Source organism: Microbacterium sp. (assembly GCF_036566905.1).
Taxonomy (GTDB): Bacteria; Actinomycetota; Actinomycetes; order Actinomycetales; family Microbacteriaceae; genus Microbacterium.
In genome coordinates this window covers 1-24,045 of the sequence record NZ_DATCVK010000118.1, presented here as the reverse complement: position 1 = coordinate 24,045, position 24,045 = coordinate 1, and the positions used below count along the sequence as shown (strand labels likewise).

Below are 24,045 nucleotides of genomic sequence, written 5' to 3'. Positions count from 1 at the left end.
TCGGCCTCGGGGTAGCTGGGCGCGATGTCCGTCTACGTCCGACCCTGGGAAGTGCCGCGGCTGTTCGTCGGCGCCCTCGGGCGGCCGATTCCGGACGGCCAGCGTTGGGGTGTTGACGGACCGCCGGATGACTCGTATTCGGTGACGAGCAACCTCGAGCGCTTCTCGCTGCTCCACGATGTCGCTGATGCGCTCATCGTGTGGCTTCAGGAGACGTACGACGCCACGGTGGGGGAGACGCCGGAGGCGGTCGCCGACCTCCTGCGCGCTCCGACGGATGCCGTGCGCGCCGCCCGTGTTCGTCGTCGTCGCCGGCGGGCTTTCGGAGGTCTGCGCGCCGGGGCGCTGAACTGTCCCTGTCGTTCCGGCGGGAGTTTCCCGGCGGCTCGACCGGCGGTTCGTCTCGAGCGATCGACTATCCCCTCGAGCGACTGGCCGCCGCGCGGTCCCAGCGGAGTCCGCATCGCGTGTGAGCGCCGTGGCCACCGCGCTCCTGAATGGGTGACGGTCAGATGTCGCTGAAGTCGTTCGAGGGGCTCTGCAGCTCGGTGACGACGTCGCCGTCCAGCTTGACGAGGATGAACTCGCGCCCAGGCTCGCCGGGGCGGCTCAGCGATTCCACGCCTTCCACCTCTTGCCCATCGACGCCGAGATAGTCCGCCTGGCCGTCGCCGTCGGCATCCCATTCGTCCCATCCGCCCATCGTGAGCACCTCGTCGCGGGTGGACCCGATCGTGATGCCGCTCGCTGTGCCGACCGGGATGCCGCCGACGGTCGTCGCGAGGATGGTCACGCTCGCGGGGCCGTCCTTGAGGACGGAAACCGTGATGTCCTCCCAGGTGTACAGGGTTCCCCAGGTCTCGCCGTTGCCCCAGGGGTCCTCGAAGTCCTCGCCGGCGCGGGGTTCTCCTGTGAGCTCCTCGACGAAGGCGAGGAGCGGTTCCGGGTCGTCGAAGGAGAACGTCTTCGACGCGTCCCCGTCGGTGAGTGCGATGCCCTCCACGCCGACGGCGATCGCGCCGGCCGGTGTGGGCGTCGGCGTCTCGCTGGGCTGGGCGGCGGGCGAGGAAGACGTCGTCGATGCTGCAGGCACCTCGGAGGCACAGCCGGTGAGGGCGAGGGCGGCGGCGACGAGGAGCGGCGAGAGTCGGCGGAGCACTCGACCAATCTACCGAGAGGCGCCGGCACCGTCGGCGGAGCACCCGCCCGTGTGGAGAGTGCGCGTGCACTGGTTGACTGAACGGATGCCTGGAATCCGGCGCCCGTCAGGCCGTGATCGCCCTGTCGTCAGCGCGCCTGCACCCGGCCGTCGTCGGGAGCGAGGACCCGGGCGGTCACCAGCGCGCTTCGGTGACGGCTGCCGGCCGCACCGAGGCGTCGTAGACCCGGACCCACTCCGGCCGCACGACGACGACGGCGAAGCCCTGGTCGAGCGCGCGTGAGCCTGGGAACTGCTCGTTGTACGCGGCACCGTGCCGTTCGCGTGACGCGCCCGACGCGACAGTGGCGGAACCTTCGATCTGCACCGTCACGTCGGCCTCTGTGCCGACGACGACAGCGACACGGCCGCTCGCGCGCAGGTTGTGGACCTTGCGGGATTCGTCGGAGGCATCGAAGATCAGCGTTCCGTCGTCGAGCGCCGCCATCCCGACCAGCGCCGCTTCGGGCGCGCCGGAGGGCGCGACGGTCGCTACGACGGCGCGGCCCTGCGCGCGGACGAAGGCGGCGAGTGCGGCGGTGTCGCTGGGGTCGAAGGTCACCGGGTCACAGTATCGGCAGCCGCCGGCCCGAGCCGTGATCCCGGCTTTGTCAGGAGGTGCGGCCGCGGTAGGGCGCGGGAAGGGCTTCGCGGTGCGAAGCTCGGCGTATCAGGTGCCTCGTGCGGATGGCGGGGGAAGGGGCTTCGCGGTGCGAATCTCGGCGTATCAGGTGCGGCGCGGTAGGGCGGGGAAGGGCTTCGCGGTGCGAATCTCGGCGCATCAGGTGCCTCCTGCGGATGGCGGTCGACGGCAAGGGCACAGTGCCGGCAGGGGAGGAGGCGTACGGGGTGCCGGTGCCGGGGTTCGAGCGCGGTCTATGGACAGCGGGCGGCGTGGGTGATGGTTTCGCCAGCGCGGCGGTCAGGTCCCCGCGTTGAGTGCGAGGATCGCCTGCTTCTCGGCGTCGGTGAGGTCGGACATGGCCAGCACCTCCTGAAGCACGGGCGACTTGAGGGCGAGGTATCGCTCGATGTCCATCGCCGGGTCGCGGGCGAGCTCTGTCTTGATGGCACTGTAGCGGTCCCGAAGGTCGGGCCGCTCACGGAGGATCGCGCGCACCGCGAGGTGGTTGCGCAGGTGCAGCGTGCCCTCGACGCAGACGTAGACGTTCCGTCGCGGATCGTGGTCGGGTGCGGCCATCGACTCGCGGTCCGTGACGCCGAGGTCGCCGCGATGCGTGTAGCCGACGGCGACGAGTGCCGCGATCGCCGCCGGAAGATCCGCACGCCGCACCACCACATCGATGTCGATCACGGGCTTGGCTGCGAGCCCCGGTACCGACGTCGAGCCGACGTGCTCGATGGAGAGCACCGAACCATCTGCCAGCGCTCCACTCAGATCCGCAGCCACACGCGCGAACTGCTCGGGCCAGTCGCTCGAGTAGGGAACGACGGTGACAGGCATGCCGACAAGCTTCGCACCTCGATTCGCGGACAGCGTGCGGCCGGCATCCTTCCCGCACCTGGCCGGGACTGTCACCACTTCCTGCGCCTGCCCGACCCTCACGCGGCGCCGAACCGTCGCGGCGACTTCGACCGCAGCCGGACCGGATCACCGATCTCGCCAGTCAGCGGGTCGGGCGGCGGATGAAGCCAGTACCTGTCTGCCGAACTGGCCGGATCTCGGTGGCGGGTGATGCGCCATCGTTGGTTGTGCAGGCGCAGGTGGCAGTTGCGGCACAGGGGAACGCCGTCGTCGACGTCGGTGCGGCCGTGCTGATCCCACCAGTGGTCGATGTGGTGGTACTCGCACTGAGAGATCGGCGCGCTGCACGATGGCCAGACGCACCCGCCGTCGCGGGCCGCTATGGCGATCCGCTGCTTGCGACTGAACAATCGCAGCTCGCGGCCGACATCGAGTGGCCGTCCGTTCGGGTCCCAGATCACCGGGATCGCGCCCGCATCGCAGAGGCGCGCCTCGATGAGCCCGCCGGGCAGGGCATACCCGCCGTCCTCAAGATGACCGACGCCGGTCACCCGCATCTCCCCACGCCCGTCCAGGGCGGTGATCGCCGCCGACTCGACGAGGATCCGCACACCCGGCTGCCGGTCGCCGAACGCCTGGTGCGGGTCGGTGTCGGCGCCGGTGCGGAGCACCGCGATGATCGTGTCGTACTGCAGCTGCTCGTTCGTGCGATCGTCAGCTTCGATCTCGCGCGCCTTCTCGGCGGCGTCGGAGCCGACGAACCGCGGCCCACGCCGTGGCCGCAGGGCGGCTTGGAGGAGCGCATCTACCCATGCGCCCGCTTCGTCGTCGAAGAGGATGTGGGCGTGGCGTTGTCCGCTCTCGTCGATCCACCGGCGGAAAGACCGAGCGGCGAACCGCTCCTCGAACCGCAGCGTCACGCCCACAGGATCGAGTCGGTCGCGGGCGATGCGTGCCTGGTTGCGCAGGTCTTCCACCGGAAGGGTCGCCGCTTCGTCGAGCAGCAGTCGCACTGCGCGCGACCACGCCTGGGGCAGGAAGTCGGCATCCAGCTCGGGATAGCGATCGACGGGCGGCTCGCCCAGACCAGAGCGGATCGCGTGGAACTGCGCCTGCGAGAGCGTGCCTGCCGCAAGGGCATCACGAACCAGCTGCAGCCACTCGGGCGCCGCCGGCGTCGGCTCAGCCACCTGAGACGAGGCATCCGTCCCGGGTGCGACTGGTTCGGGCGGGAACGGGATCGTGGGCGCGAGCTCTTCTCCCGCCCGCACGGCACGAGTGACATCGCCGCGACCGAGGCCCGTGATCTGCTGGACCAGCGCCGTCCCGGTGCGCAGGCCCTTGCGCTGCGCGAGTCCGCCGTAGCCGCGCTCGCGCGCCGATCGGCGGGAGACCTCCGCCGACGCGCTCGCGACGACGAGTTCCAGGGCCTTGCGAGCCTCGGTGGTGTCGACGAGCAGCTCCAGCAGCTCTTCGTCGTCCAGCCGCTCGACCCCGATTCCGCCCGCGTCGAATCGCTGTGCGACGCGGGCGACGGCATCCGTCAGCCGCATCGCCGGAGGCGACGACACCGAAGAACCCATAGAACAAATATACGAAGCGCTCCGACATCGAAGAGAAGCGAAGTCTCGACGCGACCGTCGACTGTGCCTACGCTCGTGCCTGTGGTGGACCCGATGCACTTCGAGGCGAGTGCCGACGACTACGCCGCTGCTCGGCCGCCATACCCGGCCGGACTGTGGCAGCGACTCCGAACGCTCGGGCTCCTGCGGCCCGGCGCTGCCGCGCTCGATCTCGGCGCCGGGAGCGGGCAGGCGACCGGGCCGCTCCTTGGTGCAGGATTGCGCGTCACCGCAGTGGAGCCTGGGCCGCGCCTCGCAACTCTCCTTCGCGCGGTCCACCCTGCAGCCGATGTGCGGGTCTGTCGCGCGGAAGACATCGCACTCGCCCCATCGAGCTTCGACCTCGTCGTCGCGGCGACCTCGATCCACTGGATGGACCTCGACATCGTCCTACCGAAGATATATACGATACTCATCCCGAGTGGCCGGTTCGCCGTGTGGCGCAATGTGTTCGGAGACGCCGACGCCTCGACCACGCCCTTTCGCGCGCGGATCGCTGAGATCGTCGCCGCTCGTCGTGCGCCGTCGCGGCCTGGTCCGCCCGCCGAGGACCTCGCTGCGACGATCGAAAGCCTGACCGGGTCGGGTCTGTTCGAGGTGACGGATGCCTCCACCTACCGATGGACTCTCGAGCTCGATGCCGCTGCGGTCGCGCGTCTCTTCCGCACGTTCAGCGACTGGTCCGCCGACGAGGTGGAGCAGGCCGTCGACGCCGTGAACGATCTGGGCGGCACCGTCACCGAGCACTACTCGTCGTGGCTCGTGGTGCTCGCACCGATCGAGCGACAATCCGCGCCCTGACAGGGGAGTCCGTCACGACGCGCCGCGGGCGCCGCGACCGTCCCGAATGCGCCGACACTCGCGCCGTCTACCGCAGCGTGGCGGCGGGCTCGGGGCGGTGCACGCCGCGGGGGCGGTAGCCGAGGGCATCCGAGACGCCCGCGAGATCCGCGAGGTACCAGAGGATGGCGAGCCACATCTCGGTGCCCTGCAGGCCGGGCTCGGTCTCTGCGAGGCCGCGGGTCGCGGGGGCCGGCTCGCGGAACGAGAACCCGGCGCGCGGCATCCAGGTCGACACGGCATCCGACAGCAGCCGCGCGGCGAGGTCGCGCACCTCGTCGCCGCGATAGCCCGTCGTGCGCGTGAGCCACAGCGGGTGCGCGACGTCGAGCACGTTGCACGCGTTGCGCGCGCCCACGGCGAACCATCGCGGGTCTCGCGCGTGCCGCAGCACGGTGTCGATGACGCGCTCGGGGTAGGGGAGCGGCATCCCGAACTGCGCGAACGTGCCGCGCGACGCCCGATAGAAGCCGTTCACGACAGGGAGCAGGCCGCCGTCGGCGGTGGGCGAACCCCACATGCCGGTGTGGGGATCGGCGTTCATGACCAGCCAGCCGAAGAATGCCTCCTCCACACCCGCCGGAATCGGATGCCCCGCACGCCGCGTCCACAGAAGCGCGGTGCCGAAGCCATCGATGTGGTGGCCGGCGTTCCACGCGTCGGAGGCCCACGGCAGACTCTCGCAGAACGCGATCACCCGTTCCGGAGTGGCCGCGGTCACCCACGTGAGAGGAGCCGGAAACGCCGACCCCAGCAGATCGAGCGCGTACCCGACGCTCAGCACGTGGTAGGCGACATCGCCGTGCGAGAACCCGAGGCCCGCCTCCTGGCGACCATCGGGACCGAGGGGTGCGACCGCGCCGGTCGCGGCATCCTGCCACTCCTGCAGTTGCCGGATCTGCGCCTCGGCGGACGCCTGCGGCGGCGCGGTGCCGAGCAGCAGATCGGCGATCTCGACCGCATCGCCCTGCGCGCGCACGGTCGGCGCTGCGCCGGGGCGGTCCGCGAAGAGCTCGAGGTCGTCGTTCCAGGAGCGCTGCAGGACAGCGGATGCCTCCTCCCGGGCGCGTGCGGCCAGATCGGCGACCCGCTCGGCAAGGCCCGCCGTGGCATCATCGGATGCCGCGATCAGGGACGCGGCCGAAGGTGGCGCCGGAGTGCCCGGAGCGGAGGCCGTCGCCTGCGTGGGAGTGGCTGACGCGAGGGTGGCGCCCGGGTTCGGGGCGGGTGCACCGGGGGTCGTGCCCATGGTCGGGCCCGCCGTCGCATCGGCAGAGGCCGCACCGGCGCTCGCCACATCGTCCCCGGATGCCGCATCGGCCGCACCGATGCTCATCGCATGGTCGCCGGATGCCGCATCGGCCGCACCGACGCTCGCCACATGGTCGCCGGAAGCAGCATCGTGAGCGACGGACCCGTCGCTCACCGCTTCTGTGTCCGCAGCGATTCCCCCAGCCCCAATGGCCGCCCCGGCCGAGGCGCCCGCAGAGAAGAACGGTCGCGGCACCCCGGTCACGGTCCCATCATCCGTCGACCGCAGCGGGCTCGTCACGGTCCCATCATCCGTCGACCGCAGCGCGCTCGCGCCAGTCGCGCCCGCCGCCGGATCGTCCGTCCCGCGTGCCGCCGCGTCGGCGGCAGCGTCCGGCGCGATGCCGGTGTCATCGGGCTCGACACGCCACCGAATGAACCGCGCGGGGTTGCCACCGACGACGGCGCCGGCGGGCACGTCCTTGGTGACGACGGCGCTGGCGGCGAGCACCGCGTGGGATCCGACGTGGACGCCGTCGAGGATGACGACGTGGGAGCCGATCCACACGTCGTCGCCGATCTCGATGCCCTTCGAGGTGAGCGGCTGGCGGAAGACCGGTGTGCCGGATTCCATCGAATGGTTGAAGCCGAGGATCGACGTATGCGCGCCGATGCGCACGCCGTCGCCCATCGTCACGCGGCCGCGGATCACCGTGTACGGGTTGATGCTGCAGTCGGCACCGGCCAGCAGATCGCCCGTGAGGTAGGCGCCGGCGGCGACGTAGGTGCGATCGCCGAGCCGCAGCGAGTCGTTGTCGATCGAGGCGAGCTCGGAGATGAAGCACTGCTCGCCGAGCGAGTGATCGGCGCGGCCGTCGACCAGCGCGTGCTGGATCGCCAGCTGCGCATGTCGTTCATCGATCGACGCTTCGCGCCAGAAATCCCAGGGCGAGTACTCGTGGGCGGCGATCGCTGGCATAGGGAGGGGCTGACGGGAATCGAACCCGCGCTATCTGCTTGGGAAGCAGAAGTTCTGCCATTGAACTACAGCCCCGAGGCCTTGAAAACACTGGGATCGAGGATCCCTTTCAAGTCCCGGTGTACACATCAGTGTACACATAGCGGTGGCGCGGCAACTTCCCGCACCACTTGTCAGCATACCTACTGGCTTGAGCGGACGCGCGGCGACAGGGCGGTGATGTCTAAAGAGATGAACGCTGTCTAAACGAGTCCGTCGGCGGGTCGATCGAGTTTGAGTGTGTTGAGCCCCATCGATGCGGCGTGATCCCGCAGATACTCGCGCAGGTAGGGAACGGTGAAGGTGACGTGTCCGTGCCCGGCCGGTTCGATGATGCCGGCGTCGATCAGGCGGGCACGATACTGGCTCGCGTAGTTGCGGTCGACGGACATGCGCGCGGCGATCGCACTCAGCTTGCTGGGACCCGTGTCCTGGGCCATGGCGATCAGGAATGTGCGATCGACAGTGGAGAGGTCGGCGAGGCTGGCCTCGTGGACGGTGGTTCCCAGCCGTCGGCGCGCCGCCTGGATTCCCGTATCGACGTCGTCGGCTGAGATCGCGGTGGATTCAGGGCTTTGCCGCCAGATGTGGAATCCGACCAGTTGGATCAGGAACGGGTAGCCGAGCGTGGCGGCCGACGCGCGTTCGAGGTCTCCGGGCGCGATGGTTCGGCCGTTGGCACTGATGGTCTCCCGCAGTGCGGCGCCGACAGCGTCGAGGGCAACGTCCTCGAGGGTCACGCGGTGCGCTCGCCGTAGGAAGGTGAGGACATCGTCGTTGAGCAGTGCGGAGACGGCGGAAGGCAGACCCGCCATCGCGATCGCGATGTCGAGGCCCTCGCGCACGAAGTGCTGATAGGTCGCCGCCAGCCTGCGCAGCTCGACGACACGCGCGTGAACTTCGTCGATGGTGATCAAGACTCCGGTACCGCGGTCGTTCAGCGCCGTGATCAGCGAGGTCATGTACTGCCGCCAACCGATCGCCTCCCGGTCACTTGGAGCGAGACCGAGGCCGAAACCGCCTGCGGACAGCGAGGTGACCTGACGACCCCGCTTGGGGATCAACTCCTGCGCTCGTGCGGTGAGCAGGTCGGCTAGTTCCTCGAGCATTCCTGGACCGGCGGTGACATCGGCGGCGATCCATCCGTTGCCGGACGCGCGTTCGGACACCTCGGACAGCATGATGGTCTTCCCGACGCCACGGGCACCGGTGAAGATCGTCGCTCGGTTGGGGGAGCCCGGTCCCTCCTCCAATCCCAGCGCGAAGTCGTCCAGTTCCCGGTCGCGGCCGACCAGCACCGGGGGCGTGCTACCGAAGGAAGGCTTGAAGGGATTCAGGGCCACGCCAGCTCCTTTAGACATCATTCAGTCTTTTAGACATCGTAAGCGCGCGTGCGGACGTGTGTCCGAGGCCAGCGGGCGCTGATCCGAACGAGCGGCGGCACGGGAGCGCCGCGGCGTCCCCGTGGGGACATCACGTCGTCGGGAGGTGCTCCGGGTGGGTTGGCAGCCGCTCAACGAATCGCTCGAGTTCGGAGATGAGGTAGAGCGGCTTTGTCCCCGTGAAGTGCGGAGTCACGTCACCCAGCCGCACGTGGTGACGGAGGCGCGACGGACTCAGACCGACGATCGCCGCCGCCGTCACGTGATCGACTGCCACCAGTTTGGTGGGCAGCGCTTCAGGCATTGGCGGGTCGGCCGACGTTAGACGTCATTCCGACTAGCCAGCCCGCGGCGCGGGCTTTCTGGATCCAGTCTGATGCGGTGCGTTCGGGGACCTCGAGTTCGAGCGCGATGAGTTTTACGGGCGGGAGGTCTGCGAGTGCTGCGGTGCCGTAGAGGATCTCGATGACTTCCCACCGCTCGTCCTTCATGCCGCGCTTGACCACCGCTTGCGCCATCCATGGCGGGATGATCCGCCCCTCGGTAGTGGTCAGGTCTGCAACCGTTGTCCACTTGGCGTCCGGGGTGTCATCCAGCTGCAGGGAGATGCAGTGGGGAATGGCGACCTGCAGGATCGCTAGCGGCGCCGGGCGCTTGAGGCGGTCCTCGCTGAAGTCCTCGGCGATCGCCCGGTTCAGGATCGTCGTGATGACGTATCTGCCGCGGTCGGGGCTGTAGTGCGCCTCAATGGTGGTCTCGACGCCAGTCGCCTCGTCCGCCGCGGTGGCGACGAAACCGGGCGCGATGCGCAGGGCGGTCCCGACTGACTGCGTGGCGTCCTGGGACGTCATCGTCTTGCCGTCGAGTGTCTTCACGTCGACCTTCACCCCCTTAGTTTGCCTTACCGCTCCCGCGTTCCGCAGATTGCCCTTGACTCACTATACGACTTAGGCATGTACTAATGTCAATGAAATTCTCAGATCCGCAACTTCGACAGTTCGGAGGACTGACATGAGGGTCATCGCGATCGCGAATCAGAAGGGCGGCGTGGGGAAGACCACCGTCACGATGCAGCTGGGTGCGGCGTTGTCGCGCCGGCACCGGGTGCTTGTGGTGGATGTGGATCGGCAGCAGTCGACGGTGTGGTGGGCGGAGAACGTGCGGGATCGGCTGCCGTTCGACTTCGCCGGCAACCAGCACCCGAGCGTGCTCACCCGGCTCCGTGAGCTGCGGGTGGAGTATGACTTCGTGCTCGTGGATACCCCCGGCAACCTGGAAGACGCCCCGGTGCTGGAGACGGCGCTGAACGCGGCGGACTTCGTCGTGGTCCCGCTCACGCCGGAGCCGCTCGCGGTGGAGCCGACGCTGCGGACGATTCACCGGCTGGTCGAGCCCCGACAGTTGCGGCACGCGGTGCTGCTGAACCGGATCGACGCGCGCATCCCGTCGCAGCTGGGCACTTGGCGGGACCTGCTCGACACGACGTGGGGTGTGCCACGGTTCGACGCGTACCTGCGTCAGTACAAGACGCAGGCCGACGCGCCAGTAGTGGGCGACCTGGTGACCACGTTGCGCGATAACCGACGCACCGCCGGCACCATCTCGGACGTCACCCGTGTCGGATTGGAGATGACGCAGCAGTTCGCGCCAGCGCTGAGTGGGCGGTGGTGAGCATGGGCAAGGTCGACCTCGCCGGCAAGCTGGACGATGCCCGCGCCCGCGTCGAGGCAGAAACCCCCGTCGAGCACCGCGGGGTGGCCAAGTTCGCACGGCTGACCCGCAAGGACGCCCGGGTGCGGGCGGATCAGGATGCCGCACTCACCGCGTTGGCGAAGACGCTGATGCTCCGCCGGCCGGCGAAGGCAGAGCGGATCACCGAGAACACCCTCATCCGCGTCGCCATCGACCTGCTGCTCGCGCACGCCGACGAGCTGCGGGGATCCACCGAGGACGAACTGCGCGACTCCGTCACTTCCGAACTTCGTCACTTCGAGACTTCCGCACTCCGCAACTCCGGAACACCGGAAGTGACAGACAACGGGAGTCTCGGGCTTCCGCACTCCCGGAACACCGGTATCCCCGACTCCGGCACCCCGGTTGCCGCGCACTCCGATGATGCCGCCGTTCGGGAGGCGGGGAGGTCGCCTTCCGCCGTGCTCGGCCTCGTTCCGGGGAGCGACCGATGAGCCGCCGCGACGATCAGCCCGACCTCCCCGAGGATGCCGAGTGGCACAGTGACGACGATCTCTGGGGTACGTACCAGGAGCTCGTGGCAGAACGGCGGCGGGAGAGGCAGCGCACGTCTCGTGCGCGGCGTCGTGACCGTGACCGTGAGAAGGAGCGGGAGCAGCGGCGCGCGTATCGGGAACGGCACCCGGAGCGTGTGGGGGAGGTGCAGCGGGCGTGGCGGCAACGCAACGCTGAACATGTGCGCGCGTACCGTGCCGCGTACAACGCGGAGCACCGCGAGGAGGTGCTCGCGAAGAACCGCGAGTACATGCGCGGCTACAGCGCCCGTCAGACGCAGGAGCGTCGGCGGCGTCGGGCGAAGCGGGCGGCGTCGAAGAAGTACTACGAGGCGCACAAGGCGGAGCACCACGAGTACACGCGGCAGTGGCGTGCCCGCAAGCTCGCCGAGGATCCGGTCGCGTATCGCGCGGCTCGGGCAGCCAGCCGGCGGCATTGGTGGGACGCGCACAAGGACGAGTACAACGCGAAGCTCCGCGCCCGCCGACAGGAGAACCCGGAGGTGCACCGTGCCGCGAACCGCGCCTACTACGCCACCCACGCCGAGCAGTTGAAGGCGCAGAAGCGCGCGTACTACGCGGCGCACAAGGAGGAGATCTTGGCACGCAACCGGGCCTGGAAACAACGGGAGAAGCGGCGGCTCGAGGCGGGGCTGCCGCCGCGCCGGATCCGCACCACCTCGTCGGCGGAGCGCCGCGCGAACGACGCCGCCGCGGACGACTTCTTCCGTCGGCCACGCTCGCGGGAGGAGATCGTCGCGATCCGGCTCGCAACCGCTGCGACCGTCGAGGGGCTGCTGCCGACTCCGGTGGAGTTGGTGGCCGCGTTCGAACGCGACAGCAAGCGGGCACGCATCGAGCACGCCCTCGCCACCGACTTCAGCTACGCCGACCGGCGCCGGGTCTCGGAGGCACGCCGCCACTTGGCCGAGCAGCAGCGCGCCTCGCGGCTCGCAGAGCGCACCGCGCTTGAGGAGGCCCGCCTGGACGCGATCGGCAGAGAAGTCAACGAGCGGCTCCGCCACCAAGACCCACCCCGGCGACGGCACCACCTGGACCCCGCCGCCCCGCACCCGATGCTCAACCCGAACACCACGATGGGAATGAATCGATGACCACAACCCCAAATCGCACCCGGCTCGACCGGGCGGACACGGATGCCGCGCTGTACCGGGTCGCGATCTGCGCGTTCACCTACCACCCGGAGAAGCACCTCGAGGAACCCGGCTACCAGCTCGCCGAAGACCTCGACTGGTGCCTCGCCCCGCTCACCGGACTCCCCACCGCGGAGCTCGCCGCCCTGCGGGATACCATCGCGACGCTGATCACCACCCCCACCGCGGACAGGCAGGCATTCATCCGCACCCTCGCCGCCCTCAGCGACGACGCACCCGAAGGAGCGTGACCGCGCCGGACACCGCCGGTCACCGAAGGAAGGGACGATCGATGAGCATCCCGGTCCACCTGCTGCCGCTCATCGCGGTTGTGACGATCGCGTCTGTCATGACTGTGCTGCTGCTGCCCGTCCTCGCCGGCCAACTACTCACTGGCCACCTCGCCAGGGCTGCACGCAGCACCGGCCTCGCTGCTGTCCTGGTCGTCATCGCGTACGCGACTGCGATCGCGCTCGGTTCTTCCGACTGGGTCGCGGTCCCTTCCCCATGAGCGCCGCGACCAGCGACCCGGCGCGCGAACCGTCGCGCCGTGAACGCTGCCCTGGAGTGGGGAGCGGGGGCCCTTCCTGGCCGGTCATCGTAGCTCCCTCCACCCGTTCTGTGCCGGGCTTTTCGCGGCATATCCTCACCCCTCCGCTGGCGCTCCGGGGCTCCGACCCTTCTATGGGTTTCGTCAAGTGCGCGACGTGGTTGTGGGAGGATCGGGGTCGTGGCTATTCGGGTGAACGCTGACAATTTTGCTCGTGCTGAGACGGATCGGATGTTCCACGATCTTCAGGGCAGCGCGGGTGGGATCAACCTGTTCTTGCATAATCGCGCGCCGGCGGCGATCGATAAGCAGACTGTGATTCGGCTCAATCGCGACACGCTGTATAGCTTCGCGGTTGTCGATCTGGCGGCCGGGGCCACTCTGACGCTTCCCGACCCGGGTGAGCGGTATCTGTCGGCGATGGTGGTCAGTGAGGATCACTTCGTGGAGGCGATCTTCCACGATGCGGGCGAGTACGACCTCCGTGCCGACGAGCTGGGGAGTCGCTACGTCGTCGTGGCGGTTCGGATCCTGGTCGACCCGGCCAGCCCGGCGGATATCGCTGAGGTCACCGCCCTTCAGGATCAGATCCAGTTGGCGAGTCGTTCCGCGGAGCCCTTCGCGTATCCGGAGTACGACACGGTGTCGTTCGATGAGACCCGGGATGCGTTGTTGTCCCTGGCCCGTAACTTGACCGGCTTTGACCACATGTTCGGCACGAAGGACGAAGTCCAGCCGGTCCGGCACCTGATCGGAACAGCCGCCGGATGGGGCGGCCTCCCCACCAGCGAAGCGTCCTACATCGGTGTCGATCCGCGTCTCCCCGTCGGGCAGTACGAACTGACCGTAGGAGACGTTCCCGTCGATGGGTTCTGGTCGATATCGGTCTATAACGCCCAGGGCTTCTTCGAACCGAACGATCGCGACGCCTATACCGTCAACAACATCACGGCGGTCAAGAACGCGGATGGCTCGACGACGGTGCGGTTCGGTGATTACCCGCAGGGGACCCCTAACGCGATCCCGATCACCGATGGGTGGAACTACCTCGTCCGGCTCTACCGACCGCGTGCCGAGATCGTTGACGGCAGCTGGGTTTTCCCGCAGATCGCCGGATAGCCCTCCGCTCCGACGGCGAGAGTGTAGCGGCCGTTGACGGCTGCGTTCCCTCCGATCGCTATTTGCAGACTCCGCTCTCCGCTGCGCTGCGAGCTTCGCTTACCAACCGCTCACTGCGGGCACTACGCCACCTTCGGGGCGGTGCTCGCGCAGATCCTCGCGCTCGACATCGTCTTCTCGCTCGACTCGGTGATCACCGCCGTCGGCATGACCGAGAACCTCGTCGTGATCATCACGGTCGTCGTTCTCTCGTTCGGCATCATGCTGTTCGCCGCCCGCTTCATCTTCTCGTTCGTCAACAAGCACCCCACGGTGAAGATGCTGGCGCTGTCGTTCCTCCTCCTCATCGGCGTGTTCCTCGTGGCCGAGGGCTTCGGCGTGCACATCGACAAGGCCTTCATCTACGCGCCGATGGCGTTCGCGATCCTCGTCGAGGCGCTGAACCTCACCTACGCGGCGCGCAAGGCCAAGCGCGAGCAGAAGCGTCAGTCCGCCGTGCAGCTTCGACCGCAGTACCCCGACGCCGACGAGTCGGTCGCCGTGGCCGCCGCGCTCTCGAAGGACCCGCACGCCGGTTCGGTGGGTCTGTCGTCCAAGCCCGTGGCGGGGGATGCCGCGCCCGGCGCCGACGAGCAGCGCCAGGGACTCGGCTGATCCGGCCCTTCGTGCGAGCGCTGCAGTTCCCTGCGACCGCGCCGTCGAGCGGCGCAACGCTCGCAGGGAACTGCAGCGCTCAGCGATCAGGGGCTAGCGGCCGGGGCGCGGCCTCGACGTCGGTAGACCGGCGCCGCGCAGGATCTCGTAGAGCGCCTTCGGCGAGCGAAGCGCCGGCGTCCGCCATCGCGAGAACGCATCGACCTGGCGCCGAAGGTCGTCTTCTCTATCCTTCTCCGCGAGCAGGATTTCCTCGGGTGTCCGGCCCTTCCGCAGCGCCGGGTCGCGATACTTCCCGGTACCGTCGAACTCGCCGATGTGTTTGTGCTCACGCCAGAAGAAGTCGGTGAAGGCCTCCCTGCCGTCCGCGAGCACGAACCGCGCTTGCAACTCCGGCTCGGGAAAGCCCAAGACCGAGATCAGCACGCGGCTGTGCGATTCGCGCACGCTGTCTGAAAGGTTCGTGGCGAAGTCGGCCGCCCGGGGCGCTCGCGCCGATCCTCGGCCGAACACTCCGTGCGCCGCGTCGCGCAGCGCCGAAGCCTCTACGAGCGCTCCTCCTGGTCGCCGACTCCACAGTGCCTGGTCGGCGGCGACCACGCCGTCGAGGAAGCGGGACGAGGTCATGAGGTCGATGGTGGACTGAAGCGGAGTCGTCACGGCGTGCCGCTCCCACGGCATCGTGAGAACCTCGGCGAGTGCGCGCGCATGGCGGCGGAAGCTACCGCTGGACCTTCCGCCTGAAGCGGTGTCGATGCTCACGTCGACTGCGGTCGGCCAATCGCCGATGATGTCGATGCCGTGCAGCGCCGCGGCCGCCCAATGCGAGGCCACGACGAATGACGACGCGCGGGCCGCAGCCTCCCACACCCGCTGAGCGTGTCGAGCCATCGGCGTCAGGCGGTCCCACTCTGCGCGCTCGGCGTAGGCGCCGCGAGCGATGCGGACGATCTCACCGCCAGCAACCCGTGCGCGCAGTCGCCGGTCGTTGACCGGCTCGCCGTCGTTTTCGCTTCGGCGGAAGACGGTGGTCAGCGGAGGTCTGTCGAGCCACACGCCACAAGGTTGCGCGCCCCGCGCGCCGAGCGCTGCCGAGCCGATTCCATCCGTGGACACCGACGCCGGCGCTGCCTCTGGGGAGGAGGCGCGAGCGCTCCACTTCGCGGCGATCGCGCCGTCGTCAGACATAGCGCTCGCGGGCAACTGCAGCGCTCGCTAGTCGTCTGCACAGAGCGGGGTCAGGCGGCGTCGCGGGTGTCGATGACCAGCCGGTAACCCATGCCGGACTCCGTCAGCAGGTGCTCGGGACGCCCGGGGTCGACCTCGAGCTTCTTGCGCAGCTGTGAGATGTACAGCCGCAGGTAGCCGGTGTCGGCGACCTGCTCGGTGCCCCAGATGTCTTTGAGGAGCGCCTGCCGCGTGACCAGGGAACCGGGGTTGCGGGCGAGGAACTCGAGGATCCGCCATTCCGTCGGTGTCAGGTGCACGCGGTCGCCGCTGCGGGTGACGGTCTTCGTCGAGAGGTCGACGACGACGTCGCCGAAGCTCACGACGGGGGTCTCGGATGCCGCTCCCCGGCGCCGCGACAGCGCGCGCAGGCGCGCGAGCAGCTCATCGATCTGGAACGGCTTGGTGACGTAGTCGTCGGCGCCGGCATCCAGTGCCTCCACCTTGTCGGCGGAGCCCGTGCGTCCCGACACCACGATGATGGGCGCGGTGGTCCAGCCCCGCAGCGCCTCGATGACCTGGACGCCGTCGAGCCGCGGCATCCCGAGGTCCACCATCACGATCTCGGGGTGCTCCTTGGCCGCCAGCGCGACCGCCGCAGCGCCGTCGGGCGCCGCGACCACCTCGTAGCCGTGGGCCGCGAGGGTGATGCGGAGGGCGCGGACGAGCTGCGGATCGTCGTCGGCGATGAGGACCTTCACGACACGACCTTCATCGGAGCGGCCTCTCTTCGGCGGGGATCGGGTCGGCCACGGGGAGCGCGATGACCATCGTCAGGCCTCCTCCGGGCGTGTCCTCGGGGGTGAGCGTACCGCCCATGCCCTCGGTGAAGCCCTTGGAGAGGGCGAGTCCGAGACCGAGGCCGGCGGTGTTGTCGGTGTCGCCGAGTCGTTGGAACGGGGCGAACATATCGTCGCGGCGCTCGAGCGAGACGCCGCTGCCGTGGTCGACGATGCGGATCTCGGCCGTGCGTCCGAGACGGCTCGTCGCCACGCGGACGCGAGTGCCCCCGGGCGCATGCCGCGCGGCGTTCGACAGCACGTTCACGAGCACGCGCTGCAGCAGCACGGGGTCGGCGGCCACCGGCGGAAGGTCGGGATCGAGGGCGAGCTCGAACCGATCAGGCCCCGCGCCGAGTTCGTCGAGTGCTGCCAGCACGATGCCGGCGCTGTCGACGCTCTGAAGCGACACCGCGAGCACCCCGGCCTGCACGCGGCTGACGTCGAGGAGGTCGGTGACCAGCGCCGACAGGGTCGCGAGCGACTCGTCGGCCGTGGCGATCAGCTCGGCGCGGTCGTCGGGCGAGAGGTTCGGCTCCGCAGCGCGCAGGCCGCCGACGGCGGCCACCGCGGCGGCGAGCGGGCGGCGGAGGTCGTGACTCACGGCGGACAGGAGGGCGCTGCGCACCTGATCGGTCTCGGCCAGGACGCCGGCTGCCCGTGCGGTGGCGGTGAGGTCGCTGTGCTCGAGGGCCGCCGAGAGCTGAGCCGCCACGGCATCGATGAGGCGGCGCTCGGACGCGTCGAGTGCGTGGCCGTGCAGCTCGAGCATCGCCGGCGGGCCGCCGTTGCGTCGCGCCACGGTGACCGCTTCGTAGCGTCCGTCGCGCACGGGCTCGCCGTCGGTGGCGACGACCGTGTCATCGGCGTCGACGAGCCGCACACCGGCGAGGCCGAGCGACTCGCGGGTGCGGCTGATGAGGGCCGGCACCGCCGATTCGCCCCGGAGCACGCTGCCCGCGACGTTCGCGAGCAGCTCCGCCTCGGCCTCCGCACGACGTGCCGCCCGTGCGGCGCGCGCGGCACGGTCGACGATGAAGCTCACGAGCACGGCGATCACGACGTAGAGGATCAGCGCCCACACGTTCCGCGGATCCGCGATCGAGACGGTGTAGTACGGCTGGACGAAGAAGTAGTTGAGGGTGAACGCCGACATCACGGCGGCGAAGACCGCCGGCCAGATGCCTCCCACGAGCGACACGAGAACGACGAGCAGCTGATAGGCGAGCACGTCGCTGGTGATGGTGTCCTCGTTGCGGAGCGAGACCAGCAGCCAGGTCAGGAGCGGTCCGCCGACGAGGGCGAGCAGGAAGCCGAGCACGCGGCGCTTGACGCTGAGGGCGCCGCCGGTCATGCGCGGTAGTCGGAAACGGTCGCCCGCGGCGGCATGGGTCACCATGTGCACGTCGATGTCGCCGGACTCGCGGATCACCGTCGCCCCGATGCCCGGACCGGTCAGCGCCGCCATCAGCCGGCCGCGGCGGCTCACGCCGATGACGAGCTGCGTCGCGTTCACCGACCGCGCGAACTCGACCAGCGCACGGGGGACGTCGTCGCCGACGACCTGGTGGTACGTGCCGCCGAGGGACTCGACCAGCGCCCGCTGCGCGGCGAGGGCCCCCGGGTCGCCCGAACGCAGGCCGTCCTGGCTCGACACGTGCACCGCGAGCAGCTCGCCGCCCGCCGATCGCGCCGCGATGCGGGCGCCGCGCCGCAGCAGCGTCTCGCCCTCCGAGCCGCCGGTGAGGGCCACGACCACACGCTCCCGAGCCTGCCACGCGCCCTCGATGCCGTGCTCGGCGCGGTACGACTTCAGTGCGCTGTCGACCTCGTCCGCGAGCCACAGCAGCGCGAGTTCGCGCAGCGCGGTCAGGTTGCCGAGCCGGAAGTAGTTCGACAGCGCGGCGTCGATCCGCTCCGCCGGGTAGACGAGTCCCGCCGACAGGCGGTCGCGCAGCGACTGCGGCGAGAGGTCGACCACCTCGACCTGATCGGCGGCCCTGACGACGGCATCCGGAACCGTCTCCTGCTGGGCGACGCCCGTGATCTTCTCGACCACGCCGCCGAGCGACTCGATGTGCTGCACGTTGACGGTCGTGATGACGTCGATGCCGGCGTCGAGGAGCGCGTCGACGTCCTGCCAGCGCTTGTGGTGGGGCAGCCCGGGCGCGTTGGTGTGGGCGAGCTCGTCGACGAGTGCGATCTCGGGATGCCGCTCCAGCACCCCCTCGAGATCCATGTCGCTCAGCTCCACCCCGCGGTGCGAGACGGTGGCGCGCGGGACGACGGGCAGGCCCTCCACGAGCGCGGCGGTGGCGGCGCGATCGTGCGTCTCGACGACGGCGATCGCGACGTCGCGGCCGTCGTCCGCGAGACGGCGGCCCTCTTCGAGCATCTCGTACGTCTTGCCGACGCCGGGCGCCGCCCCGAGCAGCACCCGCAGCTTGCCGCGCTTCATGTGGTCACCCTATGTCCGCCGTCCCGCCGGTCGCGCACCCGTCATGAGCTGAGCGCATCGAGGGCGAGGTTGAGCTCGACGACGTTCACGCGGGGCTCGCCGAGGTAGCCGAGGTCGCGCTGCTGGATGTGCGCTTCGACCAGGGACCGCACCGTGGACTCGTCCAGCCCCCGCGCGGCGGCGACGCGGGGCACCTGCAGCAGGGCGTACGCCGGGCTGAAGTGCGGATCCAGGCCGGATCCCGAGGCGGTCACCGCGTCGGCGGGGATGTCCGCGATCGCGACGCCTTCCCGCTCCGCGATCGCGGCCTGCCGGCTCTCGATCGCCGAGATGAGGTCCTCATTCTCGGGGCCGTAGTTGGATCCGCTCGAGGCGCCGCCGTCATAGCCGTCGCCGGCCGCCGAGGGCCGCGACTGGAAGTATTGCGGCAGGGCATCGCCTTCGGCATCCGTGAAGGATTGGCCGACGATCGCCGACCCGACGGTATCGCCGGCGGCATCGTGCACCGGCGACCCGTTCGCCTGCCACGGCAGCGCCAGTTGCGCGACGCCGGTGATGAGGAGTGCGTAGCCGACGCCGAGCACGAGGGTGAACACGAGCATCGCGCGGACGGCGACGCCGGCGGTGCGGACAGTGGTGCGGGTGGACATGGTGTCTCCTGTCGGGCTCGTGGGTCAGAAGCCCGGGATGAGGCTCACGACGAGGTCGATGAGCTTGATGCCGACGAACGGCGCGATCACGCCGCCGAGCCCGTAGACGAGCAGGTTGCGGCTGAGGATCTGCGAGGCGCTCGCCGGGCGGTACTTCACGCCGCGCAGCGCGAGCGGGATGAGGATCACGATGATCACGGCGTTGAAGATGATCGCGCTCGTGACCGCCGAGGCCGGCGAGCTCAGCTGCATGATGTTGAGCGCCGCCAGGCCCGGGAAGACCCCCATGAACATCGCCGGGATGATCGCGAAGTACTTCGCGATGTCGTTGGCGAGCGAGAACGTCGTGAGCGCGCCGCGCGTGATCAGCAGCTGCTTGCCGATGCGCACGATGTCGATGAGCTTCGTCGGGTCGCTGTCGAGGTCGACCATGTTGCCGGCCTCCTTCGCCGCCGACGTGCCGGTGTTCATCGCGACGCCGACGTCGGCCTGCGCGAGCGCGGGAGCGTCGTTCGTGCCGTCGCCCGTCATCGCGACCAGATTGCCGCCTTCCTGCTCGCGGCGGATGAGGGCCAGCTTGTCCTCGGGGGTCGCCTCGGCCAGGAAGTCGTCGACTCCTGCCTCCTTCGCGATAGCGGCGGCGGTCAGCGGGTTGTCGCCCGTGATCATGACCGTGCGGATGCCCATGGCGCGCAGCTCGTCGAAGCGCTCACGGAGGCCCTCCTTGACGACGTCCTTGAGGTGGACGACGCCGAGGATCCGCGCGGCGTCCGCTGTGTCGTCCGGCTGCCCGGCACCTCGGACGGCGACGACGAGCGGCGTGCCGCCGGACTGGGCGATGGCGTCGGTCTCGGTGGTCAGCAGCGCGCGCGTCGTGGCGGTGACGGGGGATCCGGATGCCGCGAGCCAGGCCAGCACCGCCGAGCCGGCGCCCTTGCGCACCTCGGTGCCGTCCTCGAGGTCGACACCGCTCATGCGGGTCTGCGCGGTGAACGGCACGACGGTGGACCCGGCGGGCCCGCCCACCTCCTGTCCGCGCAGCCGCGCGAGCTCGACCACCGAGACCCCCTCGGGGGTCGGATCGGCCAGCGACGCGAGCGCCGCCGCAGCAGCGAGCTCCGCGTCGCCGACGCCGGGCATCGCGACGAAGTCCGCGGCGCGGCGGTTGCCGTAGGTGATCGTGCCGGTCTTGTCGAGGAGGAGCGTCGTGACGTCGCCCGCCGCCTCGACGGCCCGGCCCGACATGGCGAGCACGTTGCGCTGCACGAGCCGGTCCATCCCGGCGATGCCGATGGCGGACAGCAGCGCGCCGATCGTCGTCGGGATGAGGCACACGAGCAGTGCGACGAGCACCGGGATGCTGACCGGTGCCGCGGCATATGACGCGATCGGATTGAGCGTGAGCACGACGATCACGAACACGATCGACAGGCTCGCCAGCAGGATGCCGAGGGCGATCTCGTTGGGCGTCTTCTGACGGCTCGCACCCTCGACGAGCGCGATCATGCGATCGACGAACGTCTGGCCGGGCTTCGACGTGATGCGCACGACGATGCGATCCGAGAGCACCCGGGTTCCGCCGGTGACGGCCGAGCGGTCGCCGCCGGACTCGCGCACCACCGGCGCCGACTCGCCGGTGATCGCCGATTCGTCCACGGTCGCGATGCCCGCGATGATGTCGCCGTCGCCGGGGATGAGCTCACCTGCCGACACGATCACCACGTCGCCCAGGCTCAGCTCGCCCGAGGGGACCTCGACGGTCTCGGCCCGCTGGGCCGAGGGATCGGCGACCGGGTCGTAGCCGCTGGCACGGTGCGCCATCGTCGAGGTGCGCGTCTTCCGCAGCGTCGCCGCCTGGGCCTTCCCGCGGCCCTCGGCGACCGACTCGGCGAGGTTGGCGAACAGCACGGTGAGCCAGAGCCAGACCGCGATCCCCCACGTGAACCCGAACGGCACCGGGGTGCCGCCCGACTCCTCCGGTCCGCCGAGGAACGGCTCGGCGATCGCGATGGCGGTGGTCAGGGCGGCGCCGACCCACACGAGGAACATGACGGGGCTGCGCCACAGGGCGGCGGGATTCAGCTTGCGAAGCGCCCCCGGCAGGGCCCCGCCCAGCTGCGCCGCGCTGAACGCGCGCGAGCGTCGATTCGGCCGCGGAGGGACCGACCCGGGGACGGGGCCCTGAAGGGGCTCGGGAATGGAGACGAGGGTGGGTGTGGACATGTGTCAGACGAGCCCTTCCGCCAGGGGACCCAGCGTGAGAACGGGGAAGTAGGTGAGTGCGGTGATCACGACCGCGACGACGGCGAGAAGGCCGACGAACTGCGGGCGATGCGTGGGGAGCGTCCCGGCGCTCGACGGCGTCGACTCCTGTGCGGCGAGCGAGCCGGCGAGAGCCAGCACGAGCACGATCGGCACGAACCGGCCGAGCAGCATGGCGACCCCCAGTGCGGTGTTGAGCCATGGCGTGTTGGCCGTGAGGCCGGCGAAGGCGGAGCCGTTGTTGTTGGCCGCCGAGGTGAAGGCGTAGAGCACCTCGCCGAGGCCGTGCACGCCGGGATTCCAGATCGAGTTCGACTCGACGTCCGCTCGGATGGCCGGGATGCCGAAGCTGAGCGCCGCGCCCGCGAGCACGAGCACCGGCGTCACGAGGATGTACAGGCTCGCCAGCTTGATCTGCGTGGGCCCGATCTTCTTGCCGACGTACTCGGGCGTGCGGCCGACGAGAAGGCCGCCGACGAAGACCGCGATCACGGCGAGCACGAGCATGCCGTACAGGCCCGACCCCACACCGCCCGGCGCGACCTCGCCGAGCATCATGTTGATCATCGGGATCATGCCGCCGAGCGCGGTGTACGAGTCGTGCATCGAGTTGACCGCGCCCGTGGAGGTGAGCGTGGTGGCGCCGGCGAACAGCGTCGAGCCGAAGATGCCGAAGCGCGTCTCCTTGCCCTCCATCGCGGCGCCCGCGAGCTGCGGAGCGGTGCCGAGCCCCCGCGATTCGAGCCAGGTCACCGCGGCGATGGATGCGACGGCGATCGACCCCATCACGGCGAGGATGGCGTACCCCTGCCGGTCGTCGCCGATGATGCGGCCGAAGGCCCGCGGCATCGCGACCGGGATCGCGAGCAGCAGCAGGATCTCCAGCATGTTCGACCAGGGCGTGGGGTTCTCGAACGGATGCGCGGAGTTGGCGTTGAAGAAGCCGCCGCCGTTCGTACCGAGGAGCTTGATGGCCTCCTGCGACGCGACCGGCCCACCCGGGATCGTCTGCGTTCCGCCGGTCACCGTCGCGACCTCTGCGAGTCCGTTCGCGTTCTGCACCACGCCGGCGATCACGAGCGCGATGGCCGACACTGCCGCCAGCGGCAGGAGCAGGCGCGTCAGACCTCGGGTGAGATCCACCCAGAAGTTGCCGATGGTGGCCGACCCGCGGTGGGCGAACCCGCGGACGAGTGCGACGGCGACCGCGATGCCGACGGCCGCCGACACGAAGTTCTGCACCGCCAGACCCGCGAGCTGCACGGTGTAGCCCGTGGTGAGCTCGGGGGAGTAGGACTGCCAGTTCGTGTTCGTGACGAACGATACCGCGGTGTTGAAGGCGAGGCCCTCGGGCACGGCGGGCAGGCCCAGGGAGTACGGCAGCACACTTTGGAAGCGCTGCAAGGCGTACACGAAGAGCACGCCGACGGCCGAGAACGCGAGAACTCCCCGCGTGTACGCCTGCCAGGTCTGCTCAGAGCGGGGATCGATCCCGACGAGCCGGTAGAAGCCGCGCTCGACGCGCGCGTCCCGACCGCTCGTGTAGACGCGGGCGATCCAGTCCCCGAGCGGCCGGTACAGCACCGCGAGGGTGAGCAGCAGAGTCGCGAGTTGCAGGATGCCGGTGACCACGGTCGCGGCATCCATCAGAACCTCTCCGGATTCACGAGGGCGACCAGGAGGTAGACGACGGCGGCGAGACCGAGGACGCCGGCGACGAGGGAGAAGACGATCATCGGCGCGTCTCTCCGCTCAACGGTTCGCGCGGCGTGGAGGCGCGGGCGCGCGGGCCCAGCTGCTCGACCCCCCTGGCGATCAGCCCGACGAGCGCGAACAGCGCGATCGTCGCGACGAGGTAGATGACATCGAGCACATGGACTCCCGGTGGCTGCGTTCCGCGCGGCGGGCCGCGTGGACGCCCGCTGTGCGGCGGGCGTGCATCCGATGCAACCCGCGAACGGATGCCGCTTCCGTCGTCCTCACGGAATCCGAACGACGTCGGAGCCGACGCTCACGCTCCCCTGACGCCGGCGCAGCTGCGGGCGTTGACGTGACGCCATAGTGATGTCACTCTGACGTCATGCAGATCACCAGTCACGTCGAAGAGCTCCAGCGACAGCTTGCGGCGGCCGCCGCCGCCGGCGGGAGC

General features: G+C 69.7%; 25 protein-coding genes and 1 tRNA gene. 9 read left to right on the top strand and 17 right to left on the bottom strand.

Annotation, left to right across the window (positions count from 1 at the left end; all coding sequences use genetic code 11):
* Positions 1-24 precede the first annotated feature (24 nt).
* Positions 25-522 (top strand): DUF6226 family protein, encoded by a 498-nt coding sequence (locus VIP82_RS23030; RefSeq protein ID WP_414684645.1) that lies wholly within the window; start codon positions 25-27, stop codon positions 520-522.
* On the opposite strand, the gene VIP82_RS08880 is transcribed toward VIP82_RS23030, so the two are convergent.
* From VIP82_RS08880 to VIP82_RS08865, 4 genes are all read right to left on the bottom strand, one after another.
* Entirely contained in the window at positions 509-1,159 is a 651-nt protein-coding gene (locus tag VIP82_RS08880) for a hypothetical protein (RefSeq protein ID WP_331907728.1), read from the bottom strand. The two genes, VIP82_RS23030 and VIP82_RS08880, sit on opposite strands and share 14 nt — an antisense overlap.
* A 175-nt stretch (positions 1,160-1,334) precedes the next feature.
* Positions 1,335-1,760: a pyridoxamine 5'-phosphate oxidase family protein gene (locus tag VIP82_RS08875; RefSeq protein ID WP_331907726.1), complete on the bottom strand. Its 426-nt coding sequence runs from the start codon at positions 1,758-1,760 to the stop codon at positions 1,335-1,337.
* Positions 1,761-2,120: 360 nt separating this feature from the next.
* Positions 2,121-2,663: a GrpB family protein gene (locus VIP82_RS08870; RefSeq protein WP_331907724.1), complete on the bottom strand. Its 543-nt coding sequence runs from the start codon at positions 2,661-2,663 to the stop codon at positions 2,121-2,123.
* A gap of 98 nt (positions 2,664-2,761) precedes the next feature.
* Positions 2,762-4,267, bottom strand: a complete 1,506-nt coding sequence (locus VIP82_RS08865) for an HNH endonuclease signature motif containing protein (protein ID WP_331907722.1) — start codon at positions 4,265-4,267, stop codon at positions 2,762-2,764.
* Between the two features lie 81 nt (positions 4,268-4,348).
* On the opposite strand from VIP82_RS08865, the gene VIP82_RS08860 reads away from it, so the two are divergent.
* Positions 4,349-5,107: a class I SAM-dependent methyltransferase gene (locus VIP82_RS08860; protein WP_331907720.1), complete on the top strand. Its 759-nt coding sequence runs from the start codon at positions 4,349-4,351 to the stop codon at positions 5,105-5,107.
* A gap of 67 nt (positions 5,108-5,174) precedes the next feature.
* Here the strand turns inward: VIP82_RS08860 and VIP82_RS08855 are convergent, their stop codons facing one another.
* The 5 genes from VIP82_RS08855 to VIP82_RS08835 all read right to left on the bottom strand — a co-directional run bounded on the left by VIP82_RS08855 (position 5,175) and on the right by VIP82_RS08835 (position 9,684).
* Positions 5,175-7,376, bottom strand: a complete 2,202-nt coding sequence (locus tag VIP82_RS08855; protein WP_331907718.1) for a DapH/DapD/GlmU-related protein — start codon at positions 7,374-7,376, stop codon at positions 5,175-5,177.
* A gap of 4 nt (positions 7,377-7,380) precedes the next feature.
* Positions 7,381-7,451, bottom strand: a tRNA-Gly gene (locus VIP82_RS08850).
* Between the two features lie 167 nt (positions 7,452-7,618).
* Complete coding sequence (locus tag VIP82_RS08845; RefSeq protein ID WP_331907715.1) at positions 7,619-8,758, bottom strand: ATP-binding protein; 1,140 nt, start codon at positions 8,756-8,758, stop codon at positions 7,619-7,621.
* 130 nt (positions 8,759-8,888) lie between these two features.
* Complete coding sequence (locus VIP82_RS08840) at positions 8,889-9,101, bottom strand: hypothetical protein (protein WP_331907713.1); 213 nt, start codon at positions 9,099-9,101, stop codon at positions 8,889-8,891.
* Complete coding sequence (locus VIP82_RS08835; RefSeq protein ID WP_331907711.1) at positions 9,094-9,684, bottom strand: hypothetical protein; 591 nt, start codon at positions 9,682-9,684, stop codon at positions 9,094-9,096. The genes VIP82_RS08840 and VIP82_RS08835 overlap by 8 nt, the downstream gene beginning before the upstream one ends.
* 124 nt (positions 9,685-9,808) lie before the next feature.
* Between VIP82_RS08835 and VIP82_RS08830 the strand changes: the two genes are divergently transcribed.
* The 7 genes from VIP82_RS08830 (at position 9,809) to VIP82_RS08800 (ending at position 14,520) form a co-directional block, all read left to right on the top strand.
* Positions 9,809-10,468 (top strand): ParA family protein, encoded by a 660-nt coding sequence (locus VIP82_RS08830; protein WP_331907709.1) that lies wholly within the window; start codon positions 9,809-9,811, stop codon positions 10,466-10,468.
* Positions 10,469-10,470: 2 nt separating this feature from the next.
* Positions 10,471-10,983, top strand: coding sequence for a hypothetical protein (locus VIP82_RS08825; protein WP_331907707.1), 513 nt, complete (start codon positions 10,471-10,473; stop codon positions 10,981-10,983).
* Positions 10,980-12,158, top strand: a complete 1,179-nt coding sequence (locus VIP82_RS08820; RefSeq protein ID WP_331907705.1) for a hypothetical protein — start codon at positions 10,980-10,982, stop codon at positions 12,156-12,158. The genes VIP82_RS08825 and VIP82_RS08820 overlap by 4 nt, the downstream gene beginning before the upstream one ends.
* Positions 12,155-12,448: a hypothetical protein gene (locus VIP82_RS08815; RefSeq protein WP_331907703.1), complete on the top strand. Its 294-nt coding sequence runs from the start codon at positions 12,155-12,157 to the stop codon at positions 12,446-12,448. The genes VIP82_RS08820 and VIP82_RS08815 overlap by 4 nt, the downstream gene beginning before the upstream one ends.
* A gap of 41 nt (positions 12,449-12,489) precedes the next feature.
* On the top strand, positions 12,490-12,708 hold the full coding sequence (locus VIP82_RS08810) for a hypothetical protein (RefSeq protein WP_331907701.1): 219 nt from the start codon (positions 12,490-12,492) through the stop codon (positions 12,706-12,708).
* 219 nt (positions 12,709-12,927) lie between these two features.
* On the top strand, positions 12,928-13,866 hold the full coding sequence (locus tag VIP82_RS08805) for a DUF1214 domain-containing protein (RefSeq protein ID WP_331907699.1): 939 nt from the start codon (positions 12,928-12,930) through the stop codon (positions 13,864-13,866).
* A 33-nt stretch (positions 13,867-13,899) separates the two neighbouring features.
* Positions 13,900-14,520, top strand: a complete 621-nt coding sequence (locus VIP82_RS08800; protein WP_331907697.1) for a TerC family protein — start codon at positions 13,900-13,902, stop codon at positions 14,518-14,520.
* A gap of 93 nt (positions 14,521-14,613) precedes the next feature.
* Here the strand turns inward: VIP82_RS08800 and VIP82_RS08795 are convergent, their stop codons facing one another.
* The 8 genes from VIP82_RS08795 to VIP82_RS08760 form a co-directional block, all read right to left on the bottom strand.
* A complete protein-coding gene (locus VIP82_RS08795; protein ID WP_331907695.1) occupies positions 14,614-15,282 on the bottom strand; it encodes a hypothetical protein in 669 nt (222 codons plus the stop codon).
* 476 nt (positions 15,283-15,758) lie between these two features.
* The gene (locus tag VIP82_RS08790) at positions 15,759-16,448 is read right to left on the bottom strand and encodes a response regulator (protein ID WP_331907693.1); all 690 of its coding nucleotides are present in this window, start codon (positions 16,446-16,448) and stop codon (positions 15,759-15,761) included.
* Between the two features lie 10 nt (positions 16,449-16,458).
* Entirely contained in the window at positions 16,459-18,984 is a 2,526-nt protein-coding gene (locus VIP82_RS08785) for a sensor histidine kinase (RefSeq protein ID WP_331907691.1), read from the bottom strand.
* A gap of 41 nt (positions 18,985-19,025) precedes the next feature.
* A complete protein-coding gene (gene kdpC / locus VIP82_RS08780) occupies positions 19,026-19,634 on the bottom strand; it encodes a potassium-transporting ATPase subunit KdpC (protein WP_331907689.1) in 609 nt (202 codons plus the stop codon).
* Between the two features lie 24 nt (positions 19,635-19,658).
* On the bottom strand, positions 19,659-21,857 hold the full coding sequence (gene kdpB, locus VIP82_RS08775) for a potassium-transporting ATPase subunit KdpB (protein ID WP_331907687.1): 2,199 nt from the start codon (positions 21,855-21,857) through the stop codon (positions 19,659-19,661).
* 3 nt (positions 21,858-21,860) lie between these two features.
* Complete coding sequence (kdpA, locus tag VIP82_RS08770) at positions 21,861-23,543, bottom strand: potassium-transporting ATPase subunit KdpA (protein WP_331907685.1); 1,683 nt, start codon at positions 23,541-23,543, stop codon at positions 21,861-21,863.
* Positions 23,543-23,632, bottom strand: coding sequence for a potassium-transporting ATPase subunit F (locus VIP82_RS08765; RefSeq protein WP_331907683.1), 90 nt, complete (start codon positions 23,630-23,632; stop codon positions 23,543-23,545). The genes kdpA and VIP82_RS08765 overlap by 1 nt, the downstream gene beginning before the upstream one ends.
* Complete coding sequence (locus VIP82_RS08760) at positions 23,629-23,769, bottom strand: hypothetical protein (protein ID WP_331907681.1); 141 nt, start codon at positions 23,767-23,769, stop codon at positions 23,629-23,631. Before VIP82_RS08760 ends, VIP82_RS08765 begins: the two co-directional genes overlap by 4 nt.
* Positions 23,770-24,045: the final 276 nt, after the last annotated feature.

Excerpts from the sequence above, each read along its gene's own strand:
- VIP82_RS23030 (WP_414684645.1), top strand. The coding sequence starts at position 25 with ATGTCCGTCTACGTCCGACCCTGGGAAGTGCCGCGGCTGTTCGTCGGC.
- VIP82_RS08870 (WP_331907724.1), bottom strand. The coding sequence starts at position 2,663 with ATGCCTGTCACCGTCGTTCCCTACTCGAGCGACTGGCCCGAGCAGTTC.
- VIP82_RS08865 (WP_331907722.1), bottom strand. The coding sequence starts at position 4,267 with ATGGGTTCTTCGGTGTCGTCGCCTCCGGCGATGCGGCTGACGGATGCC.
- VIP82_RS08855 (WP_331907718.1), bottom strand. The coding sequence starts at position 7,376 with ATGCCAGCGATCGCCGCCCACGAGTACTCGCCCTGGGATTTCTGGCGC.
- VIP82_RS08840 (WP_331907713.1), bottom strand. The coding sequence starts at position 9,101 with ATGCCTGAAGCGCTGCCCACCAAACTGGTGGCAGTCGATCACGTGACG.
- VIP82_RS08830 (WP_331907709.1), top strand. The coding sequence starts at position 9,809 with ATGAGGGTCATCGCGATCGCGAATCAGAAGGGCGGCGTGGGGAAGACC.
- VIP82_RS08825 (WP_331907707.1), top strand. The coding sequence starts at position 10,471 with ATGGGCAAGGTCGACCTCGCCGGCAAGCTGGACGATGCCCGCGCCCGC.
- VIP82_RS08820 (WP_331907705.1), top strand. The coding sequence starts at position 10,980 with ATGAGCCGCCGCGACGATCAGCCCGACCTCCCCGAGGATGCCGAGTGG.
- VIP82_RS08815 (WP_331907703.1), top strand. The coding sequence starts at position 12,155 with ATGACCACAACCCCAAATCGCACCCGGCTCGACCGGGCGGACACGGAT.
- VIP82_RS08810 (WP_331907701.1), top strand. The coding sequence starts at position 12,490 with ATGAGCATCCCGGTCCACCTGCTGCCGCTCATCGCGGTTGTGACGATC.
- VIP82_RS08785 (WP_331907691.1), bottom strand. The coding sequence starts at position 18,984 with ATGAAGCGCGGCAAGCTGCGGGTGCTGCTCGGGGCGGCGCCCGGCGTC.
- kdpC (WP_331907689.1), bottom strand. The coding sequence starts at position 19,634 with ATGTCCACCCGCACCACTGTCCGCACCGCCGGCGTCGCCGTCCGCGCG.
- kdpB (WP_331907687.1), bottom strand. The coding sequence starts at position 21,857 with ATGTCCACACCCACCCTCGTCTCCATTCCCGAGCCCCTTCAGGGCCCC.
- kdpA (WP_331907685.1), bottom strand. The coding sequence starts at position 23,543 with ATGGATGCCGCGACCGTGGTCACCGGCATCCTGCAACTCGCGACTCTG.
- VIP82_RS08765 (WP_331907683.1), bottom strand. The coding sequence starts at position 23,632 with ATGATCGTCTTCTCCCTCGTCGCCGGCGTCCTCGGTCTCGCCGCCGTC.